The sequence below is a fragment of the Pseudomonas sp. FSL W7-0098 genome (assembly GCF_005930585.1).
GTDB classification, from domain to species: Bacteria; Pseudomonadota; Gammaproteobacteria; order Pseudomonadales; family Pseudomonadaceae; genus Aquipseudomonas; species Aquipseudomonas bubulae.
The window spans coordinates 86,570-105,098 of sequence record NZ_RXHW01000008.1; the positions used below are offsets into that span (position 1 = coordinate 86,570).

The 18,529-nt window shown below is 60.2% G+C and carries 17 protein-coding genes; 7 read left to right on the top strand and 10 right to left on the bottom strand.

The features are described from left to right. Positions 1 to 71 precede the first annotated feature (71 nt). The 5 genes from FHL07_RS16010 to FHL07_RS16030 all read right to left on the bottom strand — a co-directional run bounded on the left by FHL07_RS16010 (position 72) and on the right by FHL07_RS16030 (position 4,420). Entirely contained in the window at positions 72 to 1,409 is a 1,338-nt protein-coding gene (locus FHL07_RS16010) for a DEAD/DEAH box helicase (protein ID WP_094999397.1), read from the bottom strand. 67 nt (positions 1,410 to 1,476) lie between these two features. Then, a complete protein-coding gene (gene yedA, locus FHL07_RS16015; RefSeq protein ID WP_094999398.1) occupies positions 1,477 to 2,367 on the bottom strand; it encodes a drug/metabolite exporter YedA in 891 nt (296 codons plus the stop codon). Positions 2,368 to 2,510: 143 nt separating this feature from the next. Next, positions 2,511 to 3,122, bottom strand: a complete 612-nt coding sequence (locus tag FHL07_RS16020) for a 3'-5' exonuclease (protein WP_095018408.1) — start codon at positions 3,120 to 3,122, stop codon at positions 2,511 to 2,513. A 28-nt stretch (positions 3,123 to 3,150) separates the two neighbouring features. Next, positions 3,151 to 3,627 (bottom strand): NYN domain-containing protein, encoded by a 477-nt coding sequence (locus tag FHL07_RS16025; protein ID WP_094999400.1) that lies wholly within the window; start codon positions 3,625 to 3,627, stop codon positions 3,151 to 3,153. Positions 3,628 to 3,751: 124 nt separating this feature from the next. Continuing rightward, complete coding sequence (locus FHL07_RS16030) at positions 3,752 to 4,420, bottom strand: DUF2076 domain-containing protein (protein ID WP_138738688.1); 669 nt, start codon at positions 4,418 to 4,420, stop codon at positions 3,752 to 3,754. 175 nt (positions 4,421 to 4,595) lie between these two features. Here FHL07_RS16030 and FHL07_RS16035 point away from each other — a divergent pair, with 175 nt between their 5' ends. The 3 genes from FHL07_RS16035 to FHL07_RS16045 all read left to right on the top strand — a co-directional run bounded on the left by FHL07_RS16035 (position 4,596) and on the right by FHL07_RS16045 (position 8,058). Next, a complete protein-coding gene (locus tag FHL07_RS16035; protein ID WP_094999402.1) occupies positions 4,596 to 5,255 on the top strand; it encodes a YciC family protein in 660 nt (219 codons plus the stop codon). 91 nt (positions 5,256 to 5,346) lie between these two features. Then, positions 5,347 to 6,429, top strand: a complete 1,083-nt coding sequence (locus FHL07_RS16040) for an endonuclease/exonuclease/phosphatase family protein (protein WP_095018410.1) — start codon at positions 5,347 to 5,349, stop codon at positions 6,427 to 6,429. 183 nt (positions 6,430 to 6,612) lie between these two features. Further along, positions 6,613 to 8,058 (top strand): aldehyde dehydrogenase family protein, encoded by a 1,446-nt coding sequence (locus tag FHL07_RS16045; protein WP_095018411.1) that lies wholly within the window; start codon positions 6,613 to 6,615, stop codon positions 8,056 to 8,058. A gap of 103 nt (positions 8,059 to 8,161) precedes the next feature. Here FHL07_RS16045 and hrpB read toward each other — a convergent pair whose 3' ends face one another. Beyond that, complete coding sequence (gene hrpB, locus FHL07_RS16050; RefSeq protein WP_138738689.1) at positions 8,162 to 10,681, bottom strand: ATP-dependent helicase HrpB; 2,520 nt, start codon at positions 10,679 to 10,681, stop codon at positions 8,162 to 8,164. A gap of 79 nt (positions 10,682 to 10,760) precedes the next feature. Here hrpB and FHL07_RS16055 point away from each other — a divergent pair, with 79 nt between their 5' ends. Beyond that, positions 10,761 to 11,180 (top strand): polyribonucleotide nucleotidyltransferase, encoded by a 420-nt coding sequence (locus FHL07_RS16055; protein WP_094999406.1) that lies wholly within the window; start codon positions 10,761 to 10,763, stop codon positions 11,178 to 11,180. A gap of 29 nt (positions 11,181 to 11,209) precedes the next feature. Further along, positions 11,210 to 12,112: a cation diffusion facilitator family transporter gene (locus FHL07_RS16060; protein WP_138738690.1), complete on the top strand. Its 903-nt coding sequence runs from the start codon at positions 11,210 to 11,212 to the stop codon at positions 12,110 to 12,112. Positions 12,113 to 12,123: 11 nt separating this feature from the next. Here FHL07_RS16060 and FHL07_RS16065 read toward each other — a convergent pair whose 3' ends face one another. Beyond that, complete coding sequence (locus FHL07_RS16065; RefSeq protein ID WP_095024980.1) at positions 12,124 to 12,960, bottom strand: DUF6515 family protein; 837 nt, start codon at positions 12,958 to 12,960, stop codon at positions 12,124 to 12,126. Between the two features lie 415 nt (positions 12,961 to 13,375). Between FHL07_RS16065 and FHL07_RS16070 the strand changes: the two genes are divergently transcribed. Continuing rightward, on the top strand, positions 13,376 to 13,855 hold the full coding sequence (locus FHL07_RS16070; protein WP_029611209.1) for an Lrp/AsnC family transcriptional regulator: 480 nt from the start codon (positions 13,376 to 13,378) through the stop codon (positions 13,853 to 13,855). Positions 13,856 to 14,204: 349 nt separating this feature from the next. After that, positions 14,205 to 14,414: a DUF2788 domain-containing protein gene (locus FHL07_RS16075; RefSeq protein WP_016779292.1), complete on the top strand. Its 210-nt coding sequence runs from the start codon at positions 14,205 to 14,207 to the stop codon at positions 14,412 to 14,414. Here the strand turns inward: FHL07_RS16075 and FHL07_RS16080 are convergent. The 3 genes from FHL07_RS16080 to FHL07_RS16095 form a co-directional block, all read right to left on the bottom strand. Continuing rightward, a complete protein-coding gene (locus FHL07_RS16080) occupies positions 14,409 to 14,975 on the bottom strand; it encodes a pseudouridine synthase (protein WP_176464972.1) in 567 nt (188 codons plus the stop codon). The genes FHL07_RS16075 and FHL07_RS16080 overlap by 6 nt on opposite strands. Positions 14,976 to 15,111: 136 nt before the next feature. After that, positions 15,112 to 16,584 carry an AMP nucleosidase gene (gene amn, locus FHL07_RS16085; protein WP_153327098.1) on the bottom strand — a complete coding sequence of 491 codons (1,473 nt, stop codon included), beginning with the start codon at positions 16,582 to 16,584 and terminating at the stop codon, positions 15,112 to 15,114. Between the two features lie 230 nt (positions 16,585 to 16,814). Next, complete coding sequence (locus FHL07_RS16095) at positions 16,815 to 18,464, bottom strand: acyl-CoA dehydrogenase family protein (RefSeq protein ID WP_138738692.1); 1,650 nt, start codon at positions 18,462 to 18,464, stop codon at positions 16,815 to 16,817. Between the last annotated feature and the right edge of the window lie 65 nt (positions 18,465 to 18,529).

Consider the following 18,529-nt stretch of genomic DNA (forward strand, 5'->3'; position numbering starts at 1 on the left):
CGAGCCTGCTCGCGAAGGCCGTTCGCGAGCAGGCTCGCTCCCACAGTTGGAGTTTTTAGCCTCGAGCGGGCTTACGGCTTGCGCTTGCGCGGGCCGGTGTTGAATACAGGCACTTTGCGCACCGGCTTTACCGATGGCTCGGCGGGTGCTGCTTCGCCGCTATCCACCCATTTGCCCAGGTTGCGCTTGCCGCCACCACCCGAGGTTTTAGGTTTTTTCGGCTTCTTCGGCTTTTTGATCACCTGCCCCGAAGCATCAGTTTCAGGCACTCGGTGCTCAGGCTCGAAATCCTGCTCTTCGTGGCGTGGCAACGTCTGACGGGTCAACATCTCGATCGCCGACAGCATGTTTACTTCATCAGCACAGACCAGGGAAATGGCCTCGCCTTTCTGACCGGCACGACCGGTACGGCCAATGCGATGGATGTAGTCTTCGGCCACGATGGGCAGGTCGAAGTTGACCACCAGCGGCAGGTCTTCGATGTCCAGGCCACGGGCAGCCACATCGGTAGCCACAAGAATCTGCACTTCGCTGGCCTTGAAGCGGTCCAGCGCCCGTTGGCGCGTGGCCTGTGGCTTGTCGCCATGAATACCGTCAGCGTTGATCCCCAGACCTTGCAGCTTGCCTACCAATTCATCGACACCGTTGCGGGTCTTGGCGAATACCAGGACCTGCTTCCAGTGCTGGGTGCGCAACAAGTGCAAAAACAGCTCGGCCTTGCGCTTTTTGTCGACCGGGATGACCCACTGCTTGACGCTGCTGGCCGCCACGTTGCGCGGGCTGACTTCGATGCTCAGCGGGTTGTCGAGCATCTGCTCGGCCAACAGGCGGATCGCGTCAGAAAAGGTCGCCGAGAACAGCAGGGTCTGACGCTTTTTCGGCAAGGCGCGGTAGATATCACGCAGCTCTTCGGAGAAGCCCAGGTCGAGCATGCGGTCAGCTTCGTCGAGGATCAGGGTTTGCAGCTGGTTGAACTTGATCGCTTTCTGGCGATAGAGGTCCAGCAGACGGCCCGGTGTGGCCACCAGTACATCAACGCCTTTGCGCATTTTCATCATTTGCGGGTTGATGCTGACACCGCCGTACACCGCGTAGGTGCTCAACGGCAGGTGTTCGGCGTACTGGCGAATGCTTTCGTGAACCTGTTCGGCCAGTTCGCGGGTCGGCACCAGCACCAGTGCACGCACCGAGTTGCTGGCCACTTTCGGGCCTTCCATGGTCAGCGACTGCAGCAACGGTAAAGCGAAACCGCCAGTTTTGCCGGTACCGGTCTGGGCCGCAGCCATCAGGTCGCGACCAGCCAGTACTGCGGGAATCGCTTGGGCCTGAACCGGGGTTGGGGTCTTGTAGCCGAGCGTCTCAAGGGCGCGCAGCAGGGGTTCGATCAGGCCAAGGGTGGCGAATGTCATGGGGATACCGTCGAAAAAGGTCAGCGCGTGGGTGCATAAGTTGCAATGGCGCGCAGTTTACCCTAATTCAGGCCGGTTTCTGCTTGCGCCACTGTGGCAAACCGATCAACACCACCGCACTGATGATGACCGCCATGGCCAGGCACTCCTCAAAACCGATGCTCTCGCCGGCAAAGGCAATCCCCAGCATGACCGCCACCGCCGGATTGACGTAGGCATAGCTGGTGGCCGCCGCCGGACGCACATTTTTAAGCAGGTACATATAGGCGCTGAAGGCGATGATCGAGCCGAAGAACACCAGATACAGCAGCGCACCCCAGCCTGCAGCGGTGGGCATTTGAGTCATGCGCTCGCCACTGAGCAGGCTGCCCGCCAGCAATACGGCACCGGCGGTGAGCATTTCAGCAGCGCTGGCCATTGGCCCGGCTGGCAGTGGCAAGTGGCGGCTCCACACCGAACCAAAGGCCCAGGCCGCGGCGGCAAAGATCACCATCGCCGCGCCCATAGGACTGGCCTGCAGGTTGGAGCCCAGGTTGAGCATGCCGATGCCGATCAGCCCCAGGACAATCCCGGCCCATTCCAGGCGGGTGTTGCGGTTGCCCCAGAAGTAACCAAACAGCAGGGTGAACAGGGGCACGGTGGCTACGGCCAGGGCGGCGACGCCGGAAGCTACGCCCGAGTGTTCGGCCAGGGTCACACCGCCGTTGCCGCACGCCAGCAACAGAAAGCCGATCATGGCTGCCGAACGCCATTGCACGGCAGTGGGTGCGGGGGCACCGCGCCAGCGCATAAAGCCATACATCAGGCTGCCCGCAATCAGGAAGCGCACACCAGCCATCATCAACGGCGGCCAGGACTCAATACCGATGCGGATAGCCAGATAAGTCGAGCCCCAAATGATGTACAAGGCAAAAAAAGCACCGATCAGTTGTAGCGGAAAACGACGTGCGGCAGGCATGAAGGCAGCTCAAGGGCAGAGGCAGGGGACTGGAGAGTTTAGACAGGGCGCCGGGAAATAATAAGTAACAGAACGCACCAAAAGGGGCCGTACACTTTTCGATGGAGATCAAATAGCCCTCTCCCAAAGGGAGAGGGTCGCTTTTAAAACCCGCGATACCGCTTGAGATGCTCATTGATCTTCGCCGCCGGGACTTTCTGCAAGCTGCACAACAGGTCGTGGTTCAATTCACGTAACCCGTGCTTCTGGCGCAGTTGCTCAGCCAGGTGAGCCGTCAAGTTGGCCGCCATTTCCGCATCGGCCATGGCCCGGTGAGCTTTGCCGGTGTGGGGCAAGTCGGCAAAGGTGGTCAGCGTGCCCAGCTTGTGGTTAGGCGCCGCAGGCATCAGGCGACGCGCCAGCAACAATGAACAGGCGAAGTTCTGTAAACGGGTGCGCTTGATGCGGCCCATTTCAAAATCCCAGAACTTTTGGTCAAACGCAGCATTGTGCGCCAGCAACGGGGTAATGCCGACGAACTCGTTGACCTCGTTCATCACCTGCTCAGCCGACGGCGCGGTGCGCAACATGGCGTTGCTGATGCCGGTCAACTGCTCGATAAACCCAGGCACCCGCACACCGGCATTCATCAGGCTTTGATAACGCTCGACAATGCGACCGCGCTCAAGAATCACCACGGCAATTTCAGTGGCCCGGCAGGTGCTGCTCGGGGAGATGCCGGTGGTCTCAAAGTCAATTACCGCGATGCGTTCCAAACCTGGTCAATCCTGTAAAAAATAAGGGTTACTTAAGCAGCAAATTGCCTTCAATCGGCACATAGCGGCTGGCAGCGCGAATCAATGAGTTGGCCGTCAGACCGGGCACACCGTAGGCCACGGTTTCAACCCCATGCTTGCTGGCAATACGCTCCAGGAGCAGGTCGAAATCACCGTCACCCGAGGCCAGTACCACTTCGTCGACATTGGCTGCCGAGTCCATGATATCGATGGTAATGCCCACATCCCAGTCGCCCTTGGCCGAGCCATCGCTGCGCTGGATATAGGGTTTGAGTTTTACGATAAAACCGAGGTTGCGCAGGATCTGCTGAAACTGCTGCTGCTTGCTGTCACCCCGGTCAATCGCATAGGCATAGGCTTCGACAATTTCACCGCGCTTGCTGATATCAGCCCACAGGGCGGCGTAATTGAAATGGCAGCCATAGGCCTGGCGAACCGTGTAATAAAGGTTCTGCACATCCGCGAAGACCGCAATTTTTTTCACCGGCAAACCTCATGGCGCCCGGGCAGCGGGCACGCGACTGAAAAACAAGACTGCAGTATGCCAGCCTGCCGGGGGTTTGCGCGGATAAACCGCCCGGCGTGCAATAAGGCACCGGGCGATGGACTCAAACGTAGGAGTCGTCGTCAGAAAAGAAGCCGTCATCGTCCAGGCCGACGTCTTCAATTCCCGAGCCGCTATTGGCGTATTGCTGGCTGCCGCTGCCCCAGCCAGCGTCGCTGACAGAACCTGGTTGCTCGATGATTTCCTCGACAATCTGCGGCTGCTGATTGTGGTGGAACAGGCTACTGATGCCTTGCGCCAGCATCACGCCGCCCGCCACACCCGCTGCCGTTTTCAGGGCTCCGCCCAAAAAGCCGCTGCCCAATGCTGGGGCCGGCGCCGCTGCTGCTGGCTGAGGGGCCACGACAGGAGCCGCTGCCGGGCCATCACGCCAGCCCCCGGTGCCCGACGTTGGGCCGGGCGTGGGAGCCGATACCCGATCGCCACCGCCAAAAAGTCCCGACAGAAAGCTCCCCCCAGATGGCGCAGGTGCCGCAGCAGCCTTCGCCTGAGCAAGTTCTGCCTGCAATTGCTTGTTCTGCTGGTCGAGTTGCTTGAGCGCAGCCTCTTGCACCAGCAGCGCCTGAGCCATGTAGTACGTTGCCGCAGGCTGACGCGCCAGATGTTCATTGATCCGCGCCTGGGCCTGGGCATCGCGCGGGGCTGATCCTGCCTCGGCCTGCTGCAACCGTGTAAACAACCCGTCAATCAGGCTTTGCTCTTCGCTGTTCATGACAACCTCTTTCGATTGCAGATAGAAACCTGCCCCTTGCATTACGCAGAAGCTCAAACGCGTTATTGGGGCACTACAACCCGTTTCAACAGCATCAGGCCTGCGTGAACTTTTGTTCATCTTGGCGTCTCATCGGTTAAAGTGACGCACCGCTCTTGACTGCTGACAACTGCCAATGAATCCGCTGACTGTTCTTCGCGACTCCCTGTACTTCTTCCAGCGCAATCTGAGCCAGATCGTAACGCTGTGCCTGCCGCTGGTCATCCTTGAAGCTGTGCTGCAGCACATTGTCGACAACGCCGCAGGCCCGGATGCATCGCCCGGTTATGGCCTGGTTGTCGGGCTGCTGCTGTACCCTCTGTACACCGCCGCCCTGATCCTGTTTCTCGATGCCCGCAGCCAGGGCGAAAGCCCGCGCAACCGCGACCTGCTGGCCTCGGCGGTTAATCTTTGGCCCAAGTTCGCCCTGCTCTCGGCAATCAGCACGCTGCTGATCGTGCTGGGGCTGTCGATGTTTTTTATTCCGGGCATTTTCCTGACCGTGGTACTGGCCTTCTCCGAGTACCGACTGGTATTGCGTGGTGATGCTCCGCTGGCGGCCATGAAATCGAGCTTCACCCTGACCCGCGGGCATTTCTGGCGGATTTTCGTTTGCATACTGGCCGTACTGGGCCCTCTGATGTTGCTCAAGGAATTCAGTTACACCCTGTTTTCCAAAGACGACAACACACTGCTATCGCTGGCACTCGATAGCGCCAACAGCTTCTTGCAGTTGTTTGTTTCCGTCGTACTGTTTCGTTTATTTATGTTGATCAGCGAAAAGTCAGAACTATAAAAACAGAAATTTCCTACACAAAGAACCTTGGAAGGCCGCACTGCCGTCGGGTATGTTCGAGCCTTCCCTGTAACGTTATTAAGTCGAGCTCATGTCACGTTTATTACGCCGCACCGCATCAGGTTTGCTGCTGATCTCAGCGCTGCTGGCATGTCTGGTTTATAGCGTTACATGGCGGCCCGGTGCCCGCGAGGTGCTGCCCCTGACGTGCCCCGGCACCGCCCCGGTGCTGGTACCAGGCCAGGCGCTCAAGGTAATGACGTGGAACATCCAGTACCTGGCCGGCAAGCGCTATGTGTTCTGGTACAACCTGGCTGACGGCAGCGGCCCTGACACCCGCCCCACCCGGGAAGACATGGCCTTCAGCCTTGATGAGGTAGCGCGGGTCATACGTGACGAACGCCCGGATCTCGTGCTGTTGCAGGAAGTCGATGACAACGCCAAGGCCAGCGATTACCAGAACCAGCTGGCCCTGCTGCAAGAACGCCTGATCGACCTCTACCCCTGCAGCACCCAGGCCTTTACCTGGAAGGCCGACTTTGTGCCCGACTGGCATATTTTCGGCAGTGTCGGACGCTCTCTGGTCACCCTCAGCCGCTTCCAGATCGAACACGCAGAACGTCTGCAATTGCCCCTGGCCGATACCAACTTTCTCAGCCGTCAGTTCCAGCCAAGGCCCGCGCTGCTGGTCAACTACCTGCCGCTCAATGATGGCGGGCAACTGGCAGCAATCAACACACAACTGGATGCGCCCTCCGCCAACAACAGCAACCTGCGCCTGCAAATGCAGACTGTCGCCGAACTGGCCGACAAGCTGGAAGGCCAGGGCACGCCGTGGTTGATCGGCGGGGACTTCAACCTGCTGCCCATCGGCCAGTACTTGCGCCTGCCCGAGCCATTGCGCCAGGGCTACTCGCAAGACAGCGAGTTGCACCTGCTCTGGGAAAAGTACCCGATGATCCCCAGCAACCCTGAAGCTACCGGCATCGACCGCGAACTGTGGCTGACCCACTTTCCCAATCTCCCCGACGCGGACGAGCCCGACCGTACGCTCGACTACCTCTTCCACAGCCCCAAGCTGCAGCGCATCGAAGGCTATGTGCGCCAGGAAGACACCCAGACCATCTCCGACCACCTGCCGGTGCTGGCCCGATTGCTGCTGCCTGCAGACTGACCCTGTGGGAGCGAGCCTGCTCGCGAATACAGTCTTCGTGAGCAGGCTAGCTCCCACAGTTGAAACCCAATCAGACGGTTCCCTCCCTCGCTCAGTTTCGCCGCGCCGATTGTTTTTGCCTGAAGTCGTACGATGACGTATAACTACTGGAAATCGATGCCTGTCCACGTGTGGAGAAATTTGATGACTGGTTCAAAGCGTTTCGACAATTACATCGGTGGCGAGTGGGTAACAGCCACTGAATACAGCACCAATATCAACCCCTCCGACCTGAGCGATGTGATTGGCGAATATGCCAAGGCTGACGTCGCCCAGGTCCAGACTGCCATTGATGCGGCACGGGCTGCGTTCCCTGCCTGGTCGACCTCCGGCATCCAGGCGCGCAGCGATGCGCTGGACAAGGTCGGCAGCGAAATCCTCGCCCGCAAGCAAGAACTGGGCACCCTGCTGGCTCGCGAAGAAGGCAAGACCCTGCCCGAAGCCATCGGTGAAGTGAGCCGTGCCGGCAATATCTTCAAGTTTTTCGCCGGTGAATGCCTGCGCCTGTCGGGCGATTACCTGCCTTCGGTACGCCCGGGCGTGCATGTGGAGGTCACCCGTGAAGCCCTGGGCGTGGTTGGCCTGATCACGCCATGGAACTTCCCCATCGCCATCCCCGCCTGGAAGATCGCCCCGGCCCTGGCCTATGGCAACTGTGTAGTGTTCAAGCCGGCCGATCTGGTACCGGGTTGCGCCTGGGCACTGGCCGAGATCATTGCTCGCGCAGGCTTCCCGGCAGGCGTGTTCAACCTGGTGATGGGCAGCGGCCGCGTGGTCGGCGACGCTATCGTCAACAGCCCGAAAGTGGACGGTATAAGCTTTACCGGCTCGGTGAGCGTCGGTCGCCAGATCGCCATCAGCTGTGTGTCGCGCCAGGCCAAGGTGCAGCTGGAAATGGGCGGTAAAAACCCACAGGTCATCCTCGACGATGCCGACCTCAAGCAAGCGGTCGAACTGGCGGTGCAGAGTGCGTTTTACTCCACCGGCCAGCGTTGCACCGCCTCCAGCCGCCTGATTGTTACCGCGGGCATCCACGACAAATTCGTCGAGGCGATGGCCGAGCGCATGCGTTCGATCAAGGTCGGGCATGCCTTGCAGGCCGGGATTGATATCGGCCCGGTGGTGTCCCGAGCGCAGCTCGACCAGGATTTGGGTTACATCGACATCGCCCGCAACGAAGGCGCCCGCCTGGTTGCCGGAGGCAGCCTGGTGACCTGCGATACCGAGGGTTATTTCCTGGCCCCGGCCCTGTTTGCCGACAGCACGGCCGACATGCGCATCAGCCGCGAAGAAGTGTTCGGCCCGGTAGCCAATATCATCAAGGTTGCAGACTACGAAGCCGCCCTGGCGATGGCCAATGACACCGAGTTTGGCTTGTCGGCGGGTATTGCCACGACCTCGCTCAAATATGCCAATCACTTCAAGCGTCATTCCCAGGCTGGGATGGTGATGGTCAACCTGCCCACGGCGGGGGTGGATTACCACGTGCCGTTTGGCGGGCGCAAAGGCTCGTCCTATGGCTCGCGCGAGCAGGGCCGCTATGCGCAAGAATTCTACACCGTGGTCAAGACCAGCTATATCGGGTCGTGAAGCTCTACTCACCGCGTTGATGCCATCGTGAGCAAGCCCGCTCCCACAAGAACTGCGCAATTTTTGTGGGAGCGGGCTTGCTCGCGATGCATACGCCCGGTCGCTACGGCTTACGCGGCTTGATCCGCGCCGTGGCTTCGGCCACCAGCGGATCATCGGGCCAGTAATGCTTGGGGTAGCGCCCCTTCAAATCTTTTTTCACCTCGGCATAGGTACTTCGCCAGAAGTTGGCCAGATCCTGGGTTACTTGCACCGGACGCCTTGCCGGAGAAAGCAGGTGCAACTTGACCACCTGGCGCCCGCCCGCAATACGCGGGGTGTCCGCCAGCCCAAACAACTCTTGCAGGCGCACCGCCAGAATCGGCGGGTGTTCGCTGTAGTCCAGCCGCACCGAAGACCCTGAAGGCACCTTGATATGGTCGGGCGCCAGTTCGTCCAGGCGCTGGGGCAGCGGCCATTTGAGCATGTTATGCACAATGCTCGACAGGTCGAGGCTGGCAAAGTGACTGAGCCGCGACACACGCCCCAGATACGGCCCCAACCAGTCTTCAAGCCCGGCCAGCAAGGCGGCATCGCTGACGTCGGGCCATTCACTTTGCCCCTGGATCTGCAGGTCCAGTTGACGCAACAACGCTACCCGCGCCTGCCACTGGCGCAGCTCGGGCGTCCACGGCAACAGCTCCAGCCCCTTGCGTCGCACCAGATTGATCAGCGCTTGCGTACGGGCCGCTTCGTCGAGCCCGGTCAATGGCTCGCGACTGAGGACCAGCTCGCCGACCTTACGCTGGCGCTCGGCACGCAGCACGCCCTCGCGTTCATCCCAGTCCAGTTGATCGACAACGCTGACCTGCTCGCTCAAAACACCCTCGAGCAAGGCAGGATCAAACTCGGCCGCCAGATAAATGCGCTCTTCGCGCTGCCCCTGACGGCTGCCCAAATCGGCGATGACCAGCCAGGGTTGTTTCATCAGGCCATCCACTTCGCTGAACAACGCGGCACGGCCATTGGCCAGACGATATTCCGCCCCACCAGGTTTACGCTGTTGGGCGACCCGATCGGGGTAGGCCAGCGCCAGCAAGGCACCCAGCCAGCGCGGGTGGTCGGGGTCGGCGACCGGCTGCCTGGCCTTGCCACGCAAGTACCCGCGATATTGCCGGGCCAGTTGTTTGGCCCGCTGCACACCGCCCTGCCCGCCCCGTGCGGCGCGGCTTTCGCCTGACAGCAGGGCCAGCCGGCTATGCAGGTCCGCCCCGGCGCCGCGCAGGATATCGCGCTCCCCCAACAACGCCGCGATATCACAGGCCATGTCGGCCAGCCCAAGGTCCTGGCCGCGCAGCAATAGATGGGCAATCCGCGGATGTGCAGGCAGTTCAGCCATCGCTTCGCCGTGGGGGGTGAGTTTTGCTCCGTGCAAGGCACCCAGCCGATCGAGCAATTGCCGGGCCTGTGCATAACTGGCCGAGGGCGGCATATCGAGCCAGATCAGTTGCTCGGGAGTGACACCCCAGCGTGCCAGTTGCAGCGCCAACCCGGCCAGATCAGCCTGCAGGATCTCCGCACTGCCATAGGCCGCCAGATGCGCGTGCTGGTCCTCGGACCACAGGCGATAACACACACCCGGTTCCAGACGCCCGGCGCGGCCGGCGCGCTGGGTGGCACTGGCGCGGGAAATGCGCTGGGTATCAAGGCGGGTCATGCCGCTGCCCGGGTCAAACCGCGGAACACGCGCCAGCCCGGCATCGATCACCACGCGCACGCCGTCGATAGTCAGGCTGGTCTCGGCAATATTGGTGGCCAGCACCACCTTGCGCAGGCCTTTTGGCGCAGGCTCGATGGCCGCACGCTGGGCCGTCAGATCCAGTTCTCCATGCAAAGGGCACAGCAGAATATCGCTGCGCGAACCCAGCGCGTCGGCCAATTGCTGATTGACCCGACGAATCTCCGCCTGCCCGGGCAGGAACACCAGCAGGCTGCCGCTTTCATCGTTGATGGCATCAAGTACGGTCTGCACCACTCGCGGCTCGATAAATTCACCGGGCACAAACGGCCGCCCCCAGCGCATCGCCACCGGGTACATGCGGCCCTCACTGCGCAAGATCGGCGCATCGGCGAGAATGCTCGACAGCCGTTCGCCCTCAAGAGTGGCGGACATCAGCAGAATTTTCAGCGGCTGTTCATCCCGAAACAGCTCACGCCCATTGAGGCTCAAGGCCAACGCCAGATCGGCATCCAGACTACGCTCATGGAATTCGTCAAAAATCAGCAGGCCCACCCCTTCCAGCGACGGATCGTGCTGCAGACGGCGAGTCAGGATACCCTCGGTGACCACTTCGATACGGGTGTTGGGGCCGACCTTGCTGTCGAGGCGTATACGGTAACCTACGGTTTCGCCGACTTTTTCACCCAGTTCACTGGCCAGCCGCTCGGCCGCCGCACGGGCCGCCAGGCGCCGGGGTTCGAGCATCAGGATCTTCTGCCCGGCCAGCCACGGCTCGTTGAGCAGGGCCAGCGGCACACGGGTGGTTTTACCGGCGCCGGGCGGCGCTTCGAGCACGGTTTCATGGCGCTCGGCCAGGGCCAGGCGCAGCGCAGGTAAAACTTCATCAATCGGCAAAGAAATCATGGTGGCTCCAGAACAGAGCGGCGAGTATAACGGCGAACAGTAATGATCCAGTCCTTTGAACATGTTTGAGGTTTTAAGTATGCGTATGCCTTCGCGAGTAATCGGCGGTGTCGTGGTTGCGGCACTGTTCACCCAATTGACTGCTTGCGGCAGTATTTTCTTTCCAGACCGCCGCGGCCAGATCGACGGCAAGATCGACCCCATGATCGTCGTACTGGATGCCGTGGGCCTGCTGTTTTATGTGATCCCGGGGCTGATCGCCTTCGGCGTCGACTTCGCCACCGGCGCAATTTATTTCCCGCCGGGCAAGACCGCACAAATCGCCCCGGAAAAACTGCGCGAAGCCATCGGCGCAGACGGCAAGGTGGATAACGCCAAGCTCCAGGCCATCCTTGAAAGCGAACTGGGCCGCAGCTTCCCGCTGAACGATCCACGCCTGATCCAGCACCGGGGCAGTGCCCAGCAACTGGCTATGTATGGCTTGCAGCCAGCAGCCTGAAGCACGTCATCATTCATCAGGAAAGCACCATGACCAGCAGCCCGGAACACGCCCGCCTGTTACGTCTGGCTACCCGCGCATCAGTGGCGGTGGCCAGCCTGTTGATCGTAACCAAGGCCATCGCGTGGTGGCTCAGTGGTTCGATCAGCATGCTCGCCGGCCTGACCGACTCGCTGCTCGATGGCGTAACTTCGTTTCTCAATTTGCTGGCCGTGCATTACGCGCTGCGTCCCGCCGATGAGGATCACCGATATGGTCACGGCAAAGCCGAGTCCCTGGCGGGCATGGCGCAAGCGCTGTTTATTGGCGTGAGTGCAGTGCTGATTGCCTTTCAGGCGGTGGAACGGCTGAAAAACCCGGAGCCGGTAGGCGCACCGTGGATCGGAATTGGCGTCATTGTCTTTTCGTTGCTGATGACCGTGGCACTGCTGGTGCTGCAACACCGGGTGATCAAGGCCACGGGGTCCAACGCGGTGCGCGCCGACTCGCTGCATTACCGCTCGGACCTGATGCTCAATGGCAGTATTTTGCTGGCGCTGGTGCTGGCCAGTGTAGGTTTCCCGCAGCTGGACGCCTGGTTTGGCCTGGGGATTGCGGTGTATATCCTGTGGAGCGCACTGCAGATCGCCCGTGAGAGTTTTGCCGTGTTGATGGATCAGGAGTTACCCACGGATGTCAGTGAAAACATGCTGAATCTGGCCTGCAGCGTGCCCGGCGTGCTCGGCGCCCACGACCTGCGCACACGGATCTCGGGCAATACCTGGTTTGTGCAGTTTCACCTGGAGCTGCCGGGTGAACTGACGTTGTCCGCAGCCCATAGCATCTGTGACCGCGCGGCTGAAGCCATTGAACAGGTCTATCCGCGGGCCGAAGTACTGGTGCATGCAGACCCGAAGGAAGTGGTCAAACCGAGGCTGAGCAAGTCTCCGTAGCAGGCTTCAGATCAATACGTCACTTGATAACCACGACTGCTCAGGCAACTGCCCTGCGCCTGCCGATAGGCTTGCACCACTTGCGCCGCTGGGGCGTATGTCGCCTTGGCAGGGTCGAAGCCGCTTTGCTCCACAGCCCAGCGATAGCAGTCATAACGGTCCTGACCGATTTGGGCCGGGCTTTGACCGTTCATCGGGTAAGCCACCATCTCATAGTTGTTGCTCACGGGCTGTTGGTAGACCGTCGGCGGCTGGACCACGATGTAATCGCGAGTTGCAGGTTGATAGGCGTAATACGCCCCCGCCGCGAGAAACATCAAGGTACTGCCAAACCACACTTCCCTAGCGTAATCAGGCAAAAACCCTACGCGCAGTCCATAAGGCGGCTGCACCACGATGTAACGCGGGCCTTGAGGGCGATACCAGTAGCCGCCTGAAAAGTAGTAGTTCTGGCCGCGATACGGCACTTGCCAGTGCTGGCCGGGGAACCGCTCTACCACATTACCCGGGCGATATTGCGGCCCCGGGCCCCAGCCATTGCCATGCCCGGACGGGCGACCGGCCCAGCGCTGGTCGTTGGGATGACGGTTATTCGGGCCAGGAGCGTAACCGCCGCCATACCAATTCTGATTGCCGCCCCGGTTCGGCGACTGAGTCTGCTGAACCCTGTCGGGGCGCGGCTGGATCGGCAGGTTATTACCTTGTTGATTCGGCCGCGGCTGATGATTGTCTGCACCCTGTGGCCGACCTTGCCAGCCGCCATCACCACGCTCATCGGCCAACACCTGGCCGCTGACGCTCACAAAGAGCACGCCAACTGTAGCCAAACGCCAGATACGCGATTTCATGCTGTTTCTCACTGAAGGACAGGGCTTATAGATAAGACTGGGGTTTCAGGAAGCGGTTCTACGCCAGGCAGTGCATAACGCAACTTATTTTTTGCCAGACGAAAAAAGGGCGACCCGTCGGTCGCCCCTTGAATTTTCTGTCCTGGCTCAACACTTGTGATGTTGGCTCACCTCGCTCCGTCTTCTGGACAGTGCGTAGCCCGGGGGCCGGGGCAACCCTGTGGGGTTGGCGGCCGCGGCTGGCCTGATTCGGCGGGCCGCAGTGGACTCTATGTCCGGGCAGTGATTCTGGTTTAAAGAATAGGCGTTTAGCCGCGGCAGGCGATTGCGAAGATTGCTCGATAAAACATTACTTGCGCAATTTTTGACTTAAGGTGGATACTTTCACGCAATAGTTATGACAAAGGGTAACTTCGTGAGCAAACTCGACCGGTATGACCTGAGCATTTTGGCGGAATTGCAGCGTGACGCACGCATCTCTAACCAGGAACTGGCCGAACGTATTGGCCTGTCGCCATCTCCTTGCTCGCGCCGCGTTAAACAGCTTGAGGATGACGGTTACATCAGCCGTCAGGTGGCGCTGCTCGACCGCAAACTGCTGGGCTTGAGCCTTACAGCCTACGTGCTTATCGGAATGGACCGACATACACCAGAGCGTTTCGAGAACTTCGAAGCCTGCATCCGCGCCCTGCCGCAGGTGCTGGAATGCAGCCTGGTGACCGGCATGGACGCCGACTACCAACTGAAAGTGGTGGTTGCCGACATGGACCACTACCAGAAGCTGCTGTTAGGTGAATTGACCCGTATCGAAGGCGTAACCAGCGTGCGTTCGAGCTTTGTGCTCAATCAGGTGCTCAACAGCACCGAGCTGCCGCTGACCCATTTGCGCACGTAAAAATAGAACCTGTAGATACTCTGTTGCAGGTCAAGCCCTATTGTGGGAGCGAGCCTGCTCGCGAACGACCTTCGCGAGCAGGCTCGCTCCCACAGTTGCAGTGTTCCTGCAGCTGCCGAGGAACGAAGGCTGCGTTCGATTGTGAAGCAGTCGTAAAATCAGCCCACGCGATTCTTCAGTTGTAACGCGCACTCTGATCTTGCGATTGCTTCACAATCGAACGCAGCTTCGTGCCTTCAGCAGCTGCTACGGGTGTAGCGACATCCTCTCACTACCCAGATCAATATCCCCCCGCTCCCCTGGCGTATACTCCTACGGCTTTTTCCCACGATGTCGCCGGAGAATACCGATGGATCCTGCCGTACTTGAAGAATGGATGATGACGATTCTGGTCAGCGTGCTGATCATTTTCATGGCCTTTATCGTCTGGGATCTGGCGAAAAAGTCCAAAGCTGGACGCTTCGGCTCCATGATCCTGTTTTTCGTCCTCGGCCTGGGCGTTGCCGCGTTTATCATCAAAAGCGTGGTCATCGGCCTGATCGAATCCGGAGCCCTATAGCCGCGCCGGAACTTCCCGGTACTGCCCCTGCTCCAGCCCTTCAATGCTCCAGTCACCAATGCGTACCCGCACCAGGCGCAAGGTCGGCAAGCCCACTGCCGCGGTCATGCGCCGCACCTGACGGTTGCGACCTTCACGGATCACCAGTTCCAGCCAGGCGGTCGGGATACTTTTGCGAAAGCGTACCGGCGGGTTGCGCGGCCATAGCTGCGGCTCGTCCAGGGCACGCGCTTCGGCAGGCAGGGTCTTGCCGTCATTGAGTTCAACGCCATCACGCAGCTGCTGCAGTTGCTCCGGCGTGGGCTCGCCTTCAACTTGAACCCAGTAGGTCTTGGGTAATTTGTGCTTGGGGTCGGCTATCCGCGCCTGCAACTGGCCATCATTGGTCAACAGCAGTAAACCTTCACTGTCCCTGTCCAGTCGCCCGGCCGGGTAGATGCCCGGAATCGGGATAAAGTCCTTGAGCGTGGCGCGCCCGCCTTCGTCGCTGAACTGGGTCAGCACATCGAAGGGTTTATTGAACAGGTACAGCTTGGGATCAGACGGTGGCGCTTTGGCCACGCGGCGATTGGCAGCTGGCGCGGTGAGGCTTTTCGAGGCCGGGCGGCGTGGGGCGGGACGAGACATGACAAAAAAGGCTATCTAGCGATCAGGGCTGGCAATGCTAGTCCCCCGATCGCTAAATGACCATCACCGATCAACGGAACGGCGGTTCATCAAAGCTGCGCAGCTTGCGCGAATGCAGGGAGTTGAGCTGGCTGCGCATCAAGTCCACGGCAGCAATACCGATTTTCAAATGCTGGCTGACCGCGCGCTCATAGAAGGCATTGGCCGAACCTGGCAGTTTGATTTCACTGTGCAGCGGCTTGTCCGACACACACAACAGCGTGCCATACGGGACGCGCAAGCGATAACCCTGGGCAGCAATGGTGCCGCTTTCCATGTCCACGGCAACAGCACGGGACAGGTTGATCAGCGGACGTTCCTGAGCCCAGCGCAGCTCCCAGTTGCGATCGTCATAGGTCAGTACGGTGCCGGTACGCAGGCGTTTTTTCAGCTCATCGCCGCGCTCACCGGTAACCTGTGCGGCAGCCTCCTGCAGCGCCAGCTGGACTTCAGCCAGGGCCGGAATCGGAATGTTCGGCGGCACGACCCGATCAAGAATGCCGTCACGACGCATGTAGGCGTGGGCCAACACATAATCGCCAATGGTCTGCGACTGGCGCAGACCGCCGCAGTGACCAATCATCAGCCAGCAATGCGGACGCAGCACGGCCAGGTGGTCGGTAATGTTTTTCGCATTGGACGGGCCGACGCCAATATTGACCAGCGTCACGCCATGACCATCACTGGCCTGCAAGTGATACGCCGGCATCTGGTAGCGATGCCACACCACCCCCGCCGCGATGGCCTGGGCCTCGCCGTAGTCCATCGATTTTTCGATGATCACATTGCCCGGCATCACCATGCGCACAAAGCGCGGGTTGTCGCGCAATTGCTCAAGGCCATGGAGGATGAACTGGTCAACATAGCGATGGTAGTTGGTCAGCAGAATCCACGGCTGCACATGGCGCCAGTCGCTGCCGGTATAGTGCACCAGGCGGCGCAGGGAGAAGTCGACCCGGGCGGCGTCGAACAGCGCCAGGGGCAACGGATCGGTGTTTTCCCAGTCGTACAGGCCATCGGCGATGCCGTCGGTGGCAGCAGACAGGTCGGTGCTCGGAAACACCCGCGCCAGCGCGGCAGCGGTAACGCCGGAGCCGGCCAGTTCATCACCTTGCTCGACCACATAAGGGTAAGGAATATTTTGCTCACTGACGCCGACTTCTACTTCAACGGTGAAGTCGCGCATCAAGGGCACCAGCTGTTCCAGCAGGTAATTACGGAAAGAGGCGGGATGGGTGACGGTCACACTGTAGGTGCCCGGTAACTGGACCTTGGCATAAGCACGGGTGGTGGTCGGCACTTCACCGTTGATACGGTAGGTCAAACGCAGTTCGGGGTAGCGAAACAGCGCGCGTTCTTGCGCAGAGGGTTCAACCCGATCCTTGAGATAACGCTTGAGTGCCTGGCTCAAGGCCGTGGTTGCGCGCTCGTGCAAGGCAGCAAGCCGGTCAACGGCCTCTTCAGCGGTGGAAACGACAATAAAAGCTTCGGTCACGATAAGCATCCTGTCTTCTGAGCGGGCAGGCCTTTATCTTGCCTGTATCGATGGCTAAAGGCAGCTACAAAATTGCCTGCCGAAGATTTCCTGTGGCTGCTGGGGATAAACAGAATATCGGCTGCCTCACGCAAATCCGTGTGGGAGCGGGCTTGCCCGCGATGGCATCGACCGGGTCTGGCAGATAAAACCCGTCGTCTGCATCGCAGGCAAGCCAGCTCCCACAGGGTTGGGGATATTCAGGCAACCTGCGGGGTAGCGCGGGCAACGATGGCTGCCACATTCAAACCCCGCGGCAATGTGCCGTAAACCCGGCCGCTGCCCTGTAGCCGGCTGGCGATAAAGGCGTCGCTGACATCACTGTTACCAGCCTCAAGCAGCAGTTTTGCCTGTAGGCCAAGGGCGATGTCTTCTGTCAGTTGGCGAGCGCGATACTGGATATCGTCAGTGTCGTTGAGCGCCGCCTTAAGCTGCACAATGTGCTGCCCCAGGCGCACATCGCCATGCCCGTCGCCCAAATCGGCAAACAGCGCATCGAGCACGCCCGGCTCTTTGGACAAGGCTCGCAACACGTCCAGGCACTGCACATTACCCGACCCTTCCCACGTCGAATTGACCGGCGCCTCGCGATACAGGCGCGGCAGGATGCTGTCTTCGACATAACCCGCGCCCCCCATGCATTCGGCCGCTTCGTTGATCATGGCTGGAGCCCGCTTGCAGATCCAGTACTTGCCCACCGCTGTGACCAACCGGGAAAACCTGGCCTCATGCAGGTCATCCGGATTGTCCAGCGCCCGCCCCATGCGCAGGCTCAGGGCCAGTGCCGCCTCGCTTTCCAGCGCCAGGTCAGCCAATACGTTCTGCATCAGTGGCTGATCTGCCAACACCCGACCGCCCACCAGTCGATGGGCGCAATGATGGCTGGCCTGGGTCAGCGCCTGACGCATCAAGGCACTGGAGCCGACCATGCAGTCGAACCGGGTCATGGCGACCATTTCAATAATGGTCGGCACGCCACGACCTTCTTCGCCGATCATCCAGGCCAATGCCCCACGAAACTCAACTTCACTGGAGGCGTTGGAGCTATTGCCCAGTTTGTTCTTCAGGCGCTGAATATAGAATTCGTTGCGGCGGCCATCCGGACGATGGCGCGGCAGCAAAAAGCAGCTCAGGCCTTTTTCGGTTTGGGCCAGGGTCAGAAAGCCGTCACACATGGGTGCCGAGCAGAACCATTTGTGCCCCAGCAGTTCATAGGCCTGCCCCGGCCCTTTGGCCCCTACGGGGTAAGCCCGCGTGGTATTGGCACGCACATCGGTGCCGCCCTGTTTTTCAGTCATGGCCATGCCCAGGGTCACGCCGGCCTTTTGGCTGATATCGACATTACGCGGGTCATATTCAGTGGCCAGCACTTTGGGCAGCCAGATGGCAGCCAGGTCCGGTTGCAGACGCAAGGCCGGCACGCTGGCGAAGGTCATGGTCAAGGGGCAGCCGCTGCCCGCTTCGGCCTGGCTGTGCAGGTAGGTCATGGATGCGCGGGCCACATGGGCACCGGGTTGCGGGTGGGCCCAGGGCAAGGACGGTAAACCATGCTCAATCGCCGTGCGCATCAGTTCGTGGTAAGCCGGGTGAAACTCCACCAGATCAATCCGATGCCCGAAACGGTCATGGCTGACAAACTGCGGTTTGTTTTCATTGGCCAGAAAACCCGCAGCCATCAGCGGGCCGCCCGCCAGGGCACCGTACTCGTCAATCCGCGCCTGCGCCCATCCCGCGCCGAAATGCTGGCTCCAATACTGCAACGGCAGGTCAATGCGGTACAGGTTCACGCCGTCCAGAGACGGCGGCTGATTGGTCACCTGATGGGTTTCTGCGTATTGATGCAAGTTCATTGCGCGGGCTCCTTGGGATCGTACCAATGAGCCAGTGAAGCACGCATCTGCGGCTAAACAAGGGG

Bases quoted from the DNA above. Each gene is read 5' to 3' on its own strand.
- FHL07_RS16060 (WP_138738690.1), top strand. From the start codon at position 11,210: ATGACCAGCAGCCCGGAACACGCCCGCCTGTTACGTCTGGCTACCCGC.
- yedA (WP_094999398.1), bottom strand. From the start codon at position 2,367: ATGCCTGCCGCACGTCGTTTTCCGCTACAACTGATCGGTGCTTTTTTT.
- FHL07_RS16045 (WP_095018411.1), top strand. From the start codon at position 6,613: ATGACTGGTTCAAAGCGTTTCGACAATTACATCGGTGGCGAGTGGGTA.
- hrpB (WP_138738689.1), bottom strand. From the start codon at position 10,681: ATGATTTCTTTGCCGATTGATGAAGTTTTACCTGCGCTGCGCCTGGCC.
- FHL07_RS16010 (WP_094999397.1), bottom strand. From the start codon at position 1,409: ATGACATTCGCCACCCTTGGCCTGATCGAACCCCTGCTGCGCGCCCTT.
- FHL07_RS16030 (WP_138738688.1), bottom strand. From the start codon at position 4,420: ATGAACAGCGAAGAGCAAAGCCTGATTGACGGGTTGTTTACACGGTTG.
- FHL07_RS16055 (WP_094999406.1), top strand. From the start codon at position 10,761: ATGCGTATGCCTTCGCGAGTAATCGGCGGTGTCGTGGTTGCGGCACTG.
- FHL07_RS16065 (WP_095024980.1), bottom strand. From the start codon at position 12,960: ATGAAATCGCGTATCTGGCGTTTGGCTACAGTTGGCGTGCTCTTTGTG.
- FHL07_RS16075 (WP_016779292.1), top strand. From the start codon at position 14,205: ATGGATCCTGCCGTACTTGAAGAATGGATGATGACGATTCTGGTCAGC.
- FHL07_RS16095 (WP_138738692.1), bottom strand. From the start codon at position 18,464: ATGAACTTGCATCAATACGCAGAAACCCATCAGGTGACCAATCAGCCG.
- amn (WP_153327098.1), bottom strand. From the start codon at position 16,584: ATGCTTATCGTGACCGAAGCTTTTATTGTCGTTTCCACCGCTGAAGAG.
- FHL07_RS16035 (WP_094999402.1), top strand. From the start codon at position 4,596: ATGAATCCGCTGACTGTTCTTCGCGACTCCCTGTACTTCTTCCAGCGC.
- FHL07_RS16040 (WP_095018410.1), top strand. From the start codon at position 5,347: ATGTCACGTTTATTACGCCGCACCGCATCAGGTTTGCTGCTGATCTCA.